Annotated in this window: 15 protein-coding genes and 2 tRNA genes; 13 read left to right on the top strand and 4 right to left on the bottom strand. The window is 64.7% G+C overall.

The features are described 5' to 3' along the window. The first annotated feature begins 96 nt into the window (after positions 1-96). Positions 97-264 carry a hypothetical protein gene (locus tag CP556_RS13650; RefSeq protein WP_255291459.1) on the top strand — a complete coding sequence of 56 codons (168 nt, stop codon included), beginning with the start codon at positions 97-99 and terminating at the stop codon, positions 262-264. Then, entirely contained in the window at positions 257-454 is a 198-nt protein-coding gene (locus CP556_RS13645) for a hypothetical protein (protein WP_098726125.1), read from the top strand. Before CP556_RS13650 ends, CP556_RS13645 begins: the two co-directional genes overlap by 8 nt. Before the next feature lie 63 nt (positions 455-517). Here the strand turns inward: CP556_RS13645 and CP556_RS13640 are convergent. After that, a tRNA-Val gene (locus CP556_RS13640) sits at positions 518-592 on the bottom strand. 190 nt (positions 593-782) lie between these two features. Between CP556_RS13640 and trpD the strand changes: the two genes are divergently transcribed. From trpD to trpG, 4 genes are read left to right on the top strand one after another with little or no spacing between them, the layout of a single operon-like run. Beyond that, on the top strand, positions 783-1,805 hold the full coding sequence (trpD, locus tag CP556_RS13635; RefSeq protein WP_098726124.1) for an anthranilate phosphoribosyltransferase: 1,023 nt from the start codon (positions 783-785) through the stop codon (positions 1,803-1,805). After that, positions 1,802-2,452 carry a phosphoribosylanthranilate isomerase gene (locus tag CP556_RS13630; protein ID WP_098726123.1) on the top strand — a complete coding sequence of 217 codons (651 nt, stop codon included), beginning with the start codon at positions 1,802-1,804 and terminating at the stop codon, positions 2,450-2,452. The genes trpD and CP556_RS13630 overlap by 4 nt, the downstream gene beginning before the upstream one ends. A gap of 9 nt (positions 2,453-2,461) precedes the next feature. Then, a complete protein-coding gene (gene trpE / locus CP556_RS13625) occupies positions 2,462-4,147 on the top strand; it encodes an anthranilate synthase component I (protein WP_098726122.1) in 1,686 nt (561 codons plus the stop codon). Beyond that, positions 4,144-4,806, top strand: coding sequence for an anthranilate synthase component II (gene trpG, locus CP556_RS13620; protein WP_098726121.1), 663 nt, complete (start codon positions 4,144-4,146; stop codon positions 4,804-4,806). Before trpE ends, trpG begins: the two co-directional genes overlap by 4 nt. A 64-nt stretch (positions 4,807-4,870) precedes the next feature. Here the strand turns inward: trpG and CP556_RS13615 are convergent, their stop codons facing one another. Next, a complete protein-coding gene (locus tag CP556_RS13615; protein ID WP_098726120.1) occupies positions 4,871-5,059 on the bottom strand; it encodes a hypothetical protein in 189 nt (62 codons plus the stop codon). A 453-nt stretch (positions 5,060-5,512) separates the two neighbouring features. Here CP556_RS13615 and CP556_RS13610 point away from each other — a divergent pair, with 453 nt between their 5' ends. The 3 genes from CP556_RS13610 to CP556_RS13605 all read left to right on the top strand — a co-directional run bounded on the left by CP556_RS13610 (position 5,513) and on the right by CP556_RS13605 (position 9,596). Further along, positions 5,513-8,647, top strand: coding sequence for an adenosylcobalamin-dependent ribonucleoside-diphosphate reductase (locus CP556_RS13610; RefSeq protein ID WP_098726119.1), 3,135 nt, complete (start codon positions 5,513-5,515; stop codon positions 8,645-8,647). A gap of 143 nt (positions 8,648-8,790) precedes the next feature. After that, a complete protein-coding gene (locus tag CP556_RS25995; protein ID WP_176548190.1) occupies positions 8,791-8,964 on the top strand; it encodes an HVO_2523 family zinc finger protein in 174 nt (57 codons plus the stop codon). 107 nt (positions 8,965-9,071) lie between these two features. After that, positions 9,072-9,596 carry a response regulator gene (locus CP556_RS13605; RefSeq protein ID WP_098726118.1) on the top strand — a complete coding sequence of 175 codons (525 nt, stop codon included), beginning with the start codon at positions 9,072-9,074 and terminating at the stop codon, positions 9,594-9,596. A 155-nt stretch (positions 9,597-9,751) separates the two neighbouring features. Here the strand turns inward: CP556_RS13605 and CP556_RS13600 are convergent, their stop codons facing one another. Then, positions 9,752-10,525 (bottom strand): TVP38/TMEM64 family protein, encoded by a 774-nt coding sequence (locus tag CP556_RS13600; protein ID WP_098727404.1) that lies wholly within the window; start codon positions 10,523-10,525, stop codon positions 9,752-9,754. A gap of 239 nt (positions 10,526-10,764) precedes the next feature. Between CP556_RS13600 and CP556_RS13595 the strand changes: the two genes are divergently transcribed. Continuing rightward, positions 10,765-10,849 (top strand) — tRNA-Leu (locus tag CP556_RS13595). Positions 10,850-11,343: 494 nt separating this feature from the next. After that, on the top strand, positions 11,344-11,907 hold the full coding sequence (locus CP556_RS13590) for a DUF420 domain-containing protein (protein WP_098726117.1): 564 nt from the start codon (positions 11,344-11,346) through the stop codon (positions 11,905-11,907). Positions 11,908-11,939: 32 nt separating this feature from the next. Here CP556_RS13590 and CP556_RS13585 read toward each other — a convergent pair whose 3' ends face one another. Further along, positions 11,940-12,137, bottom strand: coding sequence for a DUF5800 family protein (locus tag CP556_RS13585; RefSeq protein ID WP_098726116.1), 198 nt, complete (start codon positions 12,135-12,137; stop codon positions 11,940-11,942). 147 nt (positions 12,138-12,284) lie between these two features. On the opposite strand from CP556_RS13585, the gene CP556_RS13580 reads away from it, so the two are divergent. Beyond that, complete coding sequence (locus CP556_RS13580) at positions 12,285-13,142, top strand: polymer-forming cytoskeletal protein (protein WP_098726115.1); 858 nt, start codon at positions 12,285-12,287, stop codon at positions 13,140-13,142. 216 nt (positions 13,143-13,358) lie between these two features. Then, entirely contained in the window at positions 13,359-14,222 is an 864-nt protein-coding gene (locus CP556_RS13575; RefSeq protein WP_098726114.1) for an electron transfer flavoprotein subunit beta/FixA family protein, read from the top strand.

Here is a 14,222-nt window from a genome sequence, read left to right as displayed (position 1 = left end):
ATCGTGACTACAACGAGTCTGTCAAACAGCTATACCCGGCTTAAAACGGGAGTACAGAACCGACTGCAGCGGCTTCGCTGGTGGTATGCGCTACGAGTGGCCGGCGCTCCGAGCTGTGCCGTCTGCGGTGAGGAGGCGGCGTGGATCGCTGAGACCGAGAACGAACCACGTTGCTTCCAGCACATCCCCAGCGAGGGAATGGATGGCATCCGCGAGGTCCAGCCCGCGGACTGTCGTACCGACTGGGAGAGCGACGATGAGTGAACCCGACCGACTGAAAGCGCGAATCATCGATGAACTCGAGCAAAATAGACACACCCACGCGTCGCTCAGGCACGTCCTTTCGGAGGAGTACGGGTACAGCGACGCGGCCGTCAGCGCCGCGATCTCCGCGCTCAACGACGAGGGGAAAATCAAACACGAGCAGGGAGTTTTCGAACTCACCGACGATTAACGACAGCGGTGCTGACACACTGGGGACACACAACCGGTCGTAAATATGTTCGCAACGGAGAAATGGGTTGGGGCAGAGTTGAACTGCCGATCTCCTCCATGTCAAGGAGGTGTCATAACCAGACTAGACTACCAACCCGCCTGGTTTCGCGGTCACACAGCCCGACGTGCGTCGTCACGCTGTCTGCACTCAGTCGTTACCCGCCGCTACAATTGAAGGTTTCGAATCGACCGCCGTACGCGAGTCGCCCCCACGCGACGGGACGATACGCTTAAGTCTATGTACTCATTTGGCCATTGTAAGACAACTACGTACATTGGTGTTCACTATGCAGGAATACGTCGAACGAGTGACGGAGGGTGAAGATCTCACGCAATCGGACGCTCGAGCGGCTTCGGCGGCCGTTTTCGAGGGCGCGACGGAAGCACAGATCGGCGCGCTGCTTGCGGCGTTACGCGCGAAAGGAGAAACGGAGGCCGAAATCGCCGGATTCGCAGAGGGAATGCGCGACGCGGCCAGAACGATCGATCCCGACCGGGAGCCGCTGGTCGACACCTGCGGAACGGGTGGCGACGACTACAACACGATCAACGTCTCGACGACGAGCGCCATCGTCGCAGCCGGGGCCGGCGTTCCGGTCGCCAAGCACGGCAACTACTCGGTTTCGTCGTCGTCGGGCAGCGCCGACGTGCTCGAGGAAGTTGGCGTGCACGTCGAGGCCGAACCGCCGGCTGTCGAGGAAGCCATCGAAGCCGACGGCATCGGCTTCATGCTCGCACCGGTGTTCCACCCGGCGATGAAGGCCGTCATCGGGCCGCGCAAGGAACTCGGGATGCGGACGATATTCAACGTCCTCGGACCGCTGACGAATCCAGCCGGGGCTGACGCGCAGATCGTCGGCGTCTACGATCCGGAACTCGTCCCCGTTCTCGCGGACGCGCTGTCACGGATGGACATCGACCGCGCGCTAGTCGTCCACGGCGCGGGCACCGACGAGATCGCTATTCACGGCGAGACGCGCGTTGCGGAAGTCGACGGCGGCTCCGTCGCGGAGTACGCGCTCGAGCCCGCGGATCTCGGTCTCACGGAACACGATATCGACGACATCGCCGGTGGCCAGCCCGAGGAAAACGCGGCTGATATGCGCGGGATCGTCGATGGCGACGTGACCGGCGCGAAGCGCGACGTCATCCTCGCGAACGCCGGCGCGGCGATCTACGTCGCGGGCGAAGCGGACTCGCTCGAGGCGGGTGCCGACGCGGCCCGCGAGGCGATCGACTCCGGCTCTGCGGCGCGGAAACTCGACCGACTCCGCGGCGCGACGGCGGAGCCGGTCGGGGAGGAGCGATGACCCGCGTCAAGGTTTGCGGACTGACCACCGAATCCGACCTCGAGGCGGCGGTCGACGCGGGCGCGGACGCGGTCGGCATCATCTGTGACGTCCCGGTCGACACCCCGCGAGAGGTCTCGCTCGAGCGGGCTGCAGCGCTCGCGGCGGCGACGCCACCGTTCGTGACGAGCGTGCTGGTAACGATGCCAGCGGGGCCCGAGGAGGCGATCGAGCTGGTCGAGACGATCGAACCCGACGCGATTCAGATCCACAGCGACATCCGGGTCGGCGACCTCGCGTACCTGCGCGCGAAACTCGAGGTCGAGCTCCTGCTCGCGGTCGACGCCGACGACGCGACGACCGCCGAAACCTACGACGACATCGTCGACGGGCTTGTCGTGGACACGGCGGCCGAAGACGGCGGCGGCGGAACCGGTCGAACCCACGACTGGGAGCAGACCCGGATGGCCGCCGCGGACCTCGAGTCGCCGCTGATCCTCGCTGGCGGACTCACGCCCGAGAACGTCGGCGACGCGGTTCGGACCGTCGACCCGTTTGCCGTCGACGTGGCCAGCGGCGTCGAGAAACGCGGCGGCGTCAAGGACATCGACGCCGTGCGATCGTTCGTCGACCGAGCGAAGAACGCCCGCCGACCGGCACAGCCGTAACTGACACACATGGACGATTCTACCGCCACCGTATCCGAGCCGCCAACGGTCGACATCGATCGGGAGACGTTCCGCGAGCACGCGGGGTCGAGCGCCGACCGCTCGGACCGACCCACCGTCGTTCGCACCGTCGCCACCCTCGACGTCGAGACGACCCCGCTCGCTGCCTACGCGGCGCTTACCGGCCGGACGGCCGCAAGTGACCGCGAGCGCGCGCCGTACGCCTTCCTGCTCGAGAGCGCCGAGAAGACCGCCTCGAGCGACCCGGACGGAGCCTTCCGTCCGAGCGCCGCGGACGCAGAGCGCCACGCGCGGTACTCCTACGTCGGATACGATCCCGAGGCCGTCGTGACGGTCGAGTCCGGCGAGGCGACCGTCGAGGCCCTCTCAGAGAATGCGCCGCTCGCGGCGATGCAATCTGAAGCCGACGGAGATACCGTCGACGCGCTCCGAACCGCGATGCCGGATGTCCGTCTCGCGAACATGCCCGACCACGACCGTCAGCATCTCGAGGGCGGGCTGGTCGGCTTCCTGGCCTACGACGCGGTCTACGACCTCTGGCTCGAGGAAGTCGGCTGCGAGCGGCCCGACTCCCGGTTCCCGGACGCGCAGTTCCTCCTGACGACGAAAACGCTGGCGTTCGACGAACGCGACGGCACGCTCTCGCTGGTCTTTACGCCCGTCCTCGAGGCCGACGACGACCCGGACGAGGTATACGACGCGCTCCGGGACGAAGCCGCTGCGGTGGCGGCGACGCTTCGCGGGGCCGAGCGGCCCGAGACAGGCGGGTTCGTCCGCGACGGCGAGATCGCGGGTTCGAAGGCGAACTACGAGGAAAGCGTCCGCCGAGCCAAAGAGCACGTCCTCGACGGGGACATCTATCAGGGCGTCATCTCCCGGACGCGAGAGCTGTACGGTGATGTCGACCCGCTCGGCTTCTACGAGGCCATGCGGGACGTGAACCCGTCGCCGTACATGTACCTGCTCGATCACGACGAGCTCACCGTCGTCGGCGCCAGCCCCGAGACGCTGATCTCCGTCCGCGGGCGCGAGGTCATGTCTAACCCCATCGCCGGCACCTGCGACCGCGGCTCGAGTCCCGTCGAGGACCGCCGCCTCGCGGGCGAGATGCTGGCCGACGGGAAGGAACGCGCCGAGCATACGATGTTGGTCGATCTCGCGCGAAACGACGTTCGTCGGGTTTCGGAGCCAGGATCGGTCCGCGTCGACGAGTTCATGAACGTCCTCAAGTACAGCCACGTCCAGCACATCGAGTCGACGGTGACGGGGACGCTGGCCGACGATGCCGATTCGTTCGACGCGACGCGAGCGTCCTTCCCCGCTGGCACCCTCTCGGGCGCGCCGAAGATCCGAGCGATGGAGATCATCGACGACCTCGAGTCCGATCCCCGTGGTCTCTACGGCGGCGGCGTCGGCTACTACTCGTGGACCGGCGACGCGGACTTCGCGATCGTGATTCGGACGGCGACCGTCGAGGACGAGGGCGACCGCGATCGAATCACGGTCCAGGCCGGCGCGGGGCTGGTCGCCGACAGCGATCCCACCGCCGAGTACGAGGAGACCGAGCAGAAGATGGGCGGCGTCCTCGCCGCGCTCGAGGCGATCGAACTGCCGACCGGTGACGATGACTCGAGTCCGGACGAGCCCGACGCGACGGCGGAGGTGAGCCGATGAGCGCGACCGCGACCGACGAGATGGACGCCGACACGGACGGGGACGGAGATGCGAACGGGAAGGAGGATGCGGACCCGATGACGGTCCTGTTTGTCGACAACTACGACTCCTTTACGTACAACCTCGTCGAGTACGTCAGCCAATTGCCCGGCACCGAAACCGAGGTCCTGAAGAATACGGCCTCGCTCGAGGCCGTGCGAGCCGTCGATCCCGACGCGATCGTCATCAGTCCGGGCCCGGGCCACCCGAAAAACGACCGCGACGTCGGCGTCACGATGGACGTGCTCCGAGCGGTTTCTCCCGATGTACCAACGCTCGGCGTCTGTCTCGGCCTCGAGGCCGCCGTCTACGAGTACGGCGGGACCATTGGCCGTGCTCCCGAACCGATCCACGGGAAGGCCTCCGCGGTGGACCACGACGGCGACGGCGTCTTCGAGGGCTTAGCGCAGGGCTTTCGCGCCGGCCGGTATCACTCGCTGATCGCGACCGTGGTCCCCGACTGTTTCGAGGTGTCGGCGACCGCGGAACACGGCGACCACACGCTCGTGATGGGCGTGCGCCACCGCGAGCATCCCCTCGAGTGCGTCCAGTTCCATCCGGAGAGCGTGCTCACGGCTGTCGGACACGATATCATCGAAAACTTCCTCGAGTCGGTCTGAACGGCGACCGACTCGCGGGACGGCAGGGGTATTCCGAGAGCGAACAGCGCGGGACGTCGGCGGTCTAGAACGGCAGAAACGACAGGTCGGTGAACCCGGCGGCATAGAGCCCGGCGAGGACGACGGCGGCGACGATGCCGATACGGACGGCCAGTTTGATCGCGATTTTAATTGCGACGACGGCGACGGCGAAGGCAGCCAGTCCGGCCAGTACGAGGAGGATCGTCGGCCCCGATGTCAGTGCTTCGATCATATGCGACCTCGCGTACTGCAGGGACGTAATCTTTCTGGATATCGTGACTAACTCCCGACAGTGACTGGCTCCGGCCAGTGACTGACTCGAGCGACACTGCCTTCCTGGTACACCGAAACACCCGTGAAAGAGAAAACCGCACGAATGCGACGGATTCTCGTCGCTCACAGTCACTTTCAGTCCGGTCTGAAAATCGTTAAGACGGTCGGCGACGTAGGACGTAGTGACCACACAGGCGGCCGTCTCGGCGGCCGCGGGAGGCAGCGAAACGATAGGTTACAGAGACATCATTACAACTGTATTTGTATTACTACAAGAAAAGTGGGACAACAACACCACGTTTTATGATGGATGCATGAATACCGAACCTTCGTTACGAATGATGAGAGCAACGACCCGGATTGACGCCAGAATCGGTGTGCGCCAGCGGTGTACCGACGAGGTGACGCGCGCATGAGCGACGTCGAACTCTCCGCGGCGGATCTGACGCTCCCGATCAAGCGGTCCGACGGGGACACCTTGGCGGAGCGATTGACCGACAACGCCTACGAGAACATTCTGCCGGCCCGCTATCTGCGGAAGGACGCCAACGGCGATCTGATCGAGACCCAAGAGGACCTCTTCGACCGCGTCGGCACGAACATCGCCCTCGCAGAGGCCGTCTACGAGGCCGAGAAGCGCGACCTCGAGATCACGGTCACGCCCGACCAGCTGAAGCCCGACCACCCGCGACGAGACGAACTCGCCGCGGAAGTCTTCGGGGAGGGTGTCACGGCCGAGGATGACGTCGAAACGGTCCTGACGGAGCGCAACGTCAACAAGTTCGCCTACGACACGATCGTTCCCGAACTCCCCGACGAGGTTCGAACCCACGTCGAGGACGTCGCCGAGACCTTTACCGACGGAATGGAGTCGCTCTCCTTTATGCCGAACTCGCCGACCCTGATGAACGCGGGCAACGAGCTCCAGCAGCTCTCGGCCTGTTTCGTTATGTCACCCGACGACGACCTCTCGGACATCCACGAGACCGCCAAGAAGGCGGCCGAAGTCTTCCAGTCCGGCGGCGGCGTCGGCTACGGCTTCTGGCAGCTGCGACCCTACGGCGACTCGGTCGGCTCGACCGGCGGCATCGCGTCGGGCCCGATCACCTTCATGCGGACCTACGACCAGCTCTGTGAGACTATCGCACAGGGCGGAACCCGCCGCGGTGCCCAGATGGGCATCATGCGCGTCTCCCACCCCGACGTCATCGAGTTCATCCACGCCAAGAACAAGGACGTCTCGCTCGCTCACACGCTGCGGCTGAACGACCCGGACGACTACACCTACACCACCTTCTCGGAGGCGCTCGAGGAAGCTCGCGACCTCATCGACGAGGACGGACGCGTCCCCAAGCACCTGCGGAACGCCGTCGAGGGCCACCTCTCGAACTTCAACATCTCCGTCGGCGTCACCGACGACTTCATGGAGGCCGTCCAGAACGACGAGGAGTACACCTTCACCAACCCGCGGACCGAGGAGCCCCACATCGCCACCGAGGAGACCAAGGAAATGTACAGCCGGTACGACCTCGGCGATCACATCGAGGTCGGCGAACCGCTCTCGATCCCCGCGGAACTCGTCTGGGAGCGCATCGTCCAGGGGGCCCACGAGAACGGCGAACCGGGCGTCATCTACCTCGAGCGAGTGAACAAGGAGCACTCCTTCGACGTCGAGAAGCAAGACGACCATCGGATGCTCGCGACGAACCCCTGCGGCGAACAGCCCCTCGAGGAGTACGAGGCCTGTAATCTCGGCCACATCAACCTCTCCACGCTGGCGGACCTCGACGCGCCCGACTGGCGCGTCTGGTCCGACGAGCACGCCGACGAGTACGACTCGCAGGAAGCGGCCGTCGACGCCTTCCTCGAGGAGGCCATCGACTTCGAGGAGTTCGACGAGCGCATCGAGTACGGCACGCGCTTCCTCGAGAACGTCGTCACGATGTCGGACTTCCCGGTCGAGGAGATCGAGGAAAAGGTCCACGACATGCGCAAGATCGGGCTGGGCGTCATGGGCCTGGCCCAGCTGTACGTCCAGCTCGGGATCAAATACGGCAGCGACGAGGGCAACGAAGTCGCCAGCCAGCTGATGACCCACATCAACCACGGCGCGAAGGCGAAGAGCCACGAGCTCGCCGAAGAGCGCGGGTCCTTCAACGACTGGAACGAGTCGAAGTACGCGAACCCCACCGAGTACCGCGAGTGGTTCGAGAAGCAGACCGGCGAGGACGCCGACGACTGGGCGAACGGCTTCCCGATCCGCAACCACAACGTCACGACCATCGCCCCGACCGGGACGACCTCGATGGTCGGCAACACGACGGGCGGCTGTGAACCGATCTACAACGTCGCCTACTACAAGAACGTCACCGACGACGTGCAGGGCGACGAGATGCTCGTCGAGTTCGACGACTACTTCCTCCGCGTCTTAGAGGACAACGACATCGACATCGATGCGGTCAAGGAAGAAGCCGAGGAGCAGATGGCGACGAACCAGTTCGACGGCGTCGAAGGCCTCTCGACGGTGCCGGACGCGATCGGCGAACTGTTCGTTATCACGTCCGACGTCTCGGCCAAACAGCACGCAGCGGTGCAGTGTGCCTGCCAGAACGGCGTCGACTCGGCCATCTCGAAGACGGTCAACGCGCCCAACGACTCCACGCTCGAGGACGCCAAGGAGGTCTTCGAGTGGGTCTACGAGAACGGCGGGAAGGGCGTCACCTACTACCGCGACGGCACCCGTTCGAAGCAGGTGCTGACGACGCGTGCCGACAACGCCGACTTCGCCGACGAGACCGAGGCCGCACAGGCCCTGGTCGAGCAGATCGACGAAATCTTCGGCGGCCTCGAGGCCTTCCTCGAGAGCCAGGAAGTTCAGGACGTCCTCGAGGAGGACGTCGACGCACTGCTCGGTGACAGTCGCCAGCCGGTTCAGGTCGACTTCACCGAGAAGCGCGAGCGACCCGACGCGCTGCAGGGCGTCAGCCAGCGCATCGACACCGGTTACGGGAAGATCTACGTGACGATCAACGAGGATCCCGAGACCGGTCAGCCGTTCGAGCTGTTCGCGAACATCGGTCACTCCGGTGGGTTCACGAACTCCTTCACCGAGGCGCTCGCGAAGGTCATCTCGACCTCGCTGCGTTCGGGCGTCGACCCCGAGGAGATCGTCGACGAACTCTGTGGTACTCGCTCGCCGAAGGTGGCCTGGGACAAGGGCGAACAGATTCAGTCCATCCCCGACGCCATCGGCACCGCGATGCGCCGGTACCTCGAGAACGAGATCGATAAGCCGTACCCGAAACAGCAGACGCTCGAGGAGTCGGCCGATGCGGACCTCAGCGAGTACAACGGGCCCGAGACCGACGGTGGCGCGGCCGCTGCGGAGGGCGGTGTGTCTGCGGATGCGAACGCCGACGCTGACGACGCGACGCAGGACCTCATCGACGCCGGCGAGTCGCCGGAGTGTCCCGACTGTGGCTCGCTCGCGCTCGAGTTCAGCGAAGGCTGCAAAACATGCAATAGCTGCGGCTGGTCGGAATGCTGAGCACTGAGTAAGGCCGTTTCGGTGCTGTCGATTCTGCCGTTTTTCTCGGCTTCGTTTTCTCCCCTTCATTTTCTCCCCTTGCGTTTCCGTCGCCGAGCCACCGGAACACCACACTTAGCATCGCCCGGTGAGAACACTGGCGTATGACTGTAGACGGCGGGGCGGGGTCGGATGGGACCGGCGCGGCCGGCTCGAGCAATCGAGCGACCGGCGCGCCGCGTTGTCCACACTGCGAGGCTCCGATGTACAAACGCCACTGCAAGTACGTCTGTCCCCAGCACGGGGTCATCATCGATTGCAGCGACCCCTTCCGTTGAGATCGCGGTAGTGGCGAGTCGGACCGGCTCTTTCAGCGGCCGACTCGAGCCGTGAGTCGCCCGCAACCCCTACAAGACGGCAGTCTGTGGTCTCGGACAACGAATACATGTCCGCGCAACCGACGATCCTCGTCGTCGACGACGAACGGGAACTCGCAGATCTCTACGCGATGTGGGTCGGCGAGAATTACGAGGTGGTGACCGCCTACGACGGCTCCACTGCCCTCGAGCGAATGAGCGACGCGATCGATATCGTCCTGCTCGACAGGCACATGCCCGACATCACCGGCGACCGGGTGCTCGAGGAGATCCGAGCGGCGGGCTACGACTGCTGGGTGCTCATGGTGACCGCGGTCGATCCAGGGCTCGATATCGTCGAACTGGACATCGACGACTACCTCACGAAGCCGGTCACGCGAACCCAGCTCACGCGGATCATCGAGAACCTTCGGGTCCAGTCGCGCTACGGGGACGACGACCGGCGGGAGCTCGAGTCCATCTCGAACAAGATGGAGACGTTGGAGGACGAAGCGTCCATCGAGGAGCTGACCGACACCGAGGCCTACCGACGGCTCGAGTCGGATCTGAAGAAGATGAGCGATTCGCTCGTCGAAGACCTCAACGACGAGTGACTACCCGGTCGATAGATCTCGGTTAGAAAACGGATTCTCGCGACGCAGTTCTCCTCCCCTATCGGAAGCCGGATTCGAAGACCGGTGATCGGAGCGTCCGGAATCGGAGCGCTGAGTATCGCGACGCCGGGATCGGAGCCCTCGGAATCGAAGCGTTAGCTGTCCGCCGATCGTCCCGCGTTCTCCGTCTCGTCCGGTTCCGGTCGACGCTCCCTTCGGACGGTACCGTATGCGGGGCCGGCGAGGAGGACGAGGGCAGCGGCGGCACAGACGAGCGAGAACGCCACGCCGAGTTCACCGACCCCGCTCGAGGTGACCGTCGCCGCCGAGGCACCGACGACGACCGCCGCGGCCGTCCACGGGAGTTCACCGATCACCGTTCCGACGACGAACCGGCGGAGCGACACGCCGCTGACCGCGGCGGCACAGGTCGCGATATCCGACGGAATCGGCGCGAGCCGCGAGGCGGTGACGCCCCGAAGCGGTCCCGCCGTCTCGTAGTAGCGCGCGACGGCGTCGCCGGCCCGCTCGAGGAGCCGGCTGCTATCGCGCTCGCCCTCGCTCTCAGAAGGGGTACCTCGAGTGTGAGGAGTCGTCTCCGACGCAGCCGCGTCGTCGGCGCTGAGCCAGCGGGCGGCGACGAAGACGGGGAGCACGGTCACGACGACGCCGAGGAGTGCGATCGGGAGTCCGACGGCCGCACCGAAGCCGTAGCCGACGACGGCTGCGAGCGGCGTCGTCGGCCACGCGAGCAGCGGCCGCACGAGGTAGAGGCCGGCGACGACGAGCCCGAAGAGGAGCGGGTCCGCGGTGAGCGAGTCGACGGCGCCGAGCGTCGTCGACGGCGAGACGAGGAGGCCCGCAGCGATCATCGCGGTGGCGACGACCGCACCTGCGAGCGCGCGCGTCCGAGCCGACGACAGCGACATCGGTCGATGATTTCGCTCGAGTACTGAAACCTTTGTGTCTCTCGCGGTTCGATCGACGACCGCACAGCGAGCGACTCTCGTGGGACCGTGATCGCGCTCCTCGCGCTCGCGGAACGAGCGGGTCGAGTATCCGTCACTCGCTGGCCGCAATTCCGTGGGACACGGCCGCAGTCGCCGACCCAAAGGAAAGGGCTTTTATAATCACGCTGGATACGATTGAGTGCAGACAGAGACCGCGAGCGTGGGTAGCCAAGCCAGGCCAACGGCGCAGCGTTGAGGGCGCTGTCCCGTAGGGGTCCGCCGGTTCAAATCCGGTCCCACGCATCGCACCGGTGGACGATGTCCACCACGCCCGATGCAGGTGATCTCCCTTCGAGGACATCACCCACGCATAATTCGTTCCGATGCTATACTGATGAGCGATGGCTTCGTGTGACACTTGTTGTAGCCGGCTCGTATGGGACAGTGAGTTTTGATGAGAATACGGTGAAGGAAGTGTCCTGCTATCGTGGCAACACGGAATCGCCACGCCCTCCCCAGCCGATTCATTCGCTCGCTGTACTCGCTCATTCATCCCTCGCGCAATATCGTCGGCCGCCCTCGCTTGGCTCACGGTTCCCTCCGGTCACCGTTCGCTTTCCGAGGTGCTCACTGTATTCGCACCTCGCGACGCTCGGTCTGCCGACAGCGCGCGCCACCGCACACCGGGCAACGGTCTGGAGTGATACGTGGGTTCCCTTGATCTGCCATTTCTCGAATCCTGGCTCGAGTCCAGTGCGGAGAGTAACCACTTTCCCGTTCCGCTCGAACGCTCACGTATGGAATACGTTCCTCGAGAGCGCGTGCGCCTCCTCACCGGCGTGTTGAGTGTCGTGTCGCTGGCGGTCGTCTTCGCCGCCGCGGGCGGCCGGATTCCGTCCTCGAGCGTACCGACGGCACCGGAGTGGGTCATCGAGGCGATCCCGCTCGTCAACGCCGTGCTCAGCGCGATCGCGATCGGGACGATCACGGTCGGCTGGCGAGCGATCCGGCGCGGCGAGGTCGATCGCCATCGGGTCGCGATGCTGTCCTCCTTTGGCCTGTTCGCGAGCTTTCTCGCGCTCTATCTCTACCGGCTGACCGTGACCGGCGGACCGCAGGACTTTCCGGGACCGGCGGCCGTCGAACAGTTCGTCTACCTGCCGATCCTGGCCGTTCACATCCTGCTGGCGATCGTCTGTATTCCGCTGCTGTACTACGCGCTGTTGCTCGCGCTCTCCCGTCCGGTCGCGGAACTGCCGGAAACGAGTCACGCCCGTATCGGTCGGATCGCGGCGACGCTGTGGCTGATCTCCTTCTCGCTCGGGATCGTCGTCTTCGTACTGCTTCACGTCCTCTACTGAGGAGCGCTGTTCGAAGACGGAGATCGACCGACTCAGTCCAGAATATCGCCAATACGGCGCGGTTCGCCCTGCAGGTTCGGCTGTTCGGCGACGATCTGCAACACCTCGTGGTCGGTCACGTCGTAGTAGGATTTCTCGGTTGCCTCCTCGATGAGTTCCTGCTCGAGGCGGAACTCGGTCCCTTCGTAGACGACGTCGACGCCCTCGTCGTCGAATGCGAGCGTAGTCATGGCTGGTCGTATGCAGCGGGAGTGTAAAAGCGAGGCGACTGTGTCCGACGGCTGCGAGACGCGAGCGATCGGAACGGCAGACGGGCGTCAGACGAACGACTGACGACGCGCGAGGTTTATTAGGCGGTACTCCCTTTGGATGCGAATGTGGCCTTCAGCAGGGATCCGCTCGACGAACTCGTCGTTCCCGACGGGACGGAAGCCCAGGAGCGCGACCTCGTAACGGACGGGGACGTCCTCGTGGGCGGCCGTTCGACCATCGAGTTCGGCGTCCGCGGCCGAAACGTACTGGCGGGCGAGAGCGCCGAGTTTCGCGGTGCGATCGAGGCCGACGGCGACTGCCGACTCGACATGTGGTGTGACGTCGCGGAAAACGTACTCGTCGGGCAGGACGCCTATATCGGCGAGCGCGTCCACATCGGCGGGAAGCTGAAAGTCGCGGGCGACCTCGATATCGGCGACGACGTCGAGATCGAGGAGGGGTTCGAGGCCAACGGCTGGATCGTCATTCGGAACCCGATGCCGACGATCGTGTTGCTCTTCGTCTACCTCAAACACCTCCTCCTGATCGGCGAAGAAGACGCTGCCCAACGGCTCATCTCCGAACTCGTCGACGAGGAAGACGGCGAGCCGGAGACCGAGCCACTCGTCATTCCTCGGAACGCGACCGTCGGTGATGACGCCTGGCGGGTCTCGACGCCCGCGACGATCGGCGACGACTGCCGACTTCACGGCAACGTCCGCGCGGAGACGATCGACGTCGGTGCCGATTGCAACGTCTTCGGGAGTCTCCGGGCCCGCGGCGACGTCACCGTCGGCGACGGAACCCGCATCCACGGCGACGTCACCACTCGAGACGGTGACGTCACCATCGACCATGACGCTCGCATCCTCGGCGACGTCTCCTGTGACGACCTCGAGCTTGGTCCCGACGCCGAGGTCGACGGCACGATCCGTGCCGACGGCGAGATCACGATGCGGACGACCGAACGCGAACGCGAGTAACGCGAGCCGTCCGCCGCCGCTCCGTTCGATCCATCCCAGATCCCTGTCGAAGCGCTTGCTACCACGGGTCGCCCCTCCGATTCAATTTGGCTTTTGGAAACGGACACCTCCGAATACAACCCCCTATCGGCGATTTTGACCCCTATTCTTAATACTGATAATATGAAAGGGTCCCACAGGCATGGTAAATACAGACACACACAGGCGGAGGTATCCATGCGGTCAATCGTACTGACGAAAGGCGTTCCGGACTTCTCGGAGGGTGCCGTCTCGTTCGACGAGGACGGCCACCTCGAGCGCGGGAAGACGCCGACGGTGATGAATCCGAACGACGAGTTCGCGCTGCAGGCAGCGCTCCAGACCACGGTACGCCACGGCGGCCACGTCACGGGGATGAGTATGGGGCCGCCGGGGTACGCCGACGTCCTGAAGGGGGCGATGGAGACGGTCTACACCGACGACAGCTACCTACTTTCCGATCGGGAACTGGCCGCTTCCGACACGTGGGCGACTGCGATCACGCTCAGCGCCGGCCTCGAGACCTATCAGGAGACCGTCGCGGACATCGACATCGTGTTCGCGGGGTTCAAAACGGCGGACGGCGAAACCGGACAGACCGGTCCGCAGACCTGCTGGGCGATGGACTGGCCGATCGTCACCCACGTGGTCGCGCTCGATATCGACCCCGAGGAACGGACGCTCCGCGCGAAGCGACTCGTCGAGGGCGATATCGACGAGATCGAAACGATCGAAGCGCCTTTACCCTGTTTCGTCGTCACCGATCCCGAGTTCGAGCCGACGTATCGAAAAGCCTCACACAGACTCACGCACAAGGAGCTGCGAGCCGAAACCGAGGAGCGAGCCGCCGACCACGAGGAGTACCTGACGACGTGGGATCACGAGGACCTGAACCTCGATCCCGACTACATCGGACTCGACGGCTCGCCGACGATCGTCTCGTCGGTCGATCCGATCCCCAAAGCGCCCTCGGAACGGGAGGCGACGATGATCGATCCCGACGGCAGCATGAGCGAGGTACTCGAGGAGATGCAGCCATACGCCGCGGAGGCGGGTGATTGA

The sequence above is a fragment of the Natrinema sp. CBA1119 genome (genome assembly GCF_002572525.1).
GTDB lineage: Archaea > Halobacteriota > Halobacteria > Halobacteriales > Natrialbaceae > Natrinema.
The sequence above is the reverse complement of the archived record's forward strand: the minus strand, read 5'-3'. Positions and strand labels throughout refer to the sequence as shown.

Coding starts and splice junctions, on each gene's coding strand:
- trpG (WP_098726121.1), top strand. CDS start 4,144: ATGAGCGCGACCGCGACCGACGAGATGGACGCCGACACGGACGGGGAC.
- CP556_RS13600 (WP_098727404.1), bottom strand. CDS start 10,525: ATGTCGCTGTCGTCGGCTCGGACGCGCGCGCTCGCAGGTGCGGTCGTC.
- trpD (WP_098726124.1), top strand. CDS start 783: ATGCAGGAATACGTCGAACGAGTGACGGAGGGTGAAGATCTCACGCAA.
- CP556_RS13615 (WP_098726120.1), bottom strand. CDS start 5,059: ATGATCGAAGCACTGACATCGGGGCCGACGATCCTCCTCGTACTGGCC.
- CP556_RS13645 (WP_098726125.1), top strand. CDS start 257: ATGAGTGAACCCGACCGACTGAAAGCGCGAATCATCGATGAACTCGAG.
- CP556_RS13630 (WP_098726123.1), top strand. CDS start 1,802: ATGACCCGCGTCAAGGTTTGCGGACTGACCACCGAATCCGACCTCGAG.
- CP556_RS13575 (WP_098726114.1), top strand. CDS start 13,359: ATGCGGTCAATCGTACTGACGAAAGGCGTTCCGGACTTCTCGGAGGGT.
- CP556_RS13590 (WP_098726117.1), top strand. CDS start 11,344: ATGGAATACGTTCCTCGAGAGCGCGTGCGCCTCCTCACCGGCGTGTTG.
- CP556_RS13585 (WP_098726116.1), bottom strand. CDS start 12,137: ATGACTACGCTCGCATTCGACGACGAGGGCGTCGACGTCGTCTACGAA.
- CP556_RS25995 (WP_176548190.1), top strand. CDS start 8,791: ATGACTGTAGACGGCGGGGCGGGGTCGGATGGGACCGGCGCGGCCGGC.
- CP556_RS13610 (WP_098726119.1), top strand. CDS start 5,513: ATGAGCGACGTCGAACTCTCCGCGGCGGATCTGACGCTCCCGATCAAG.
- CP556_RS13605 (WP_098726118.1), top strand. CDS start 9,072: ATGTCCGCGCAACCGACGATCCTCGTCGTCGACGACGAACGGGAACTC.
- trpE (WP_098726122.1), top strand. CDS start 2,462: ATGGACGATTCTACCGCCACCGTATCCGAGCCGCCAACGGTCGACATC.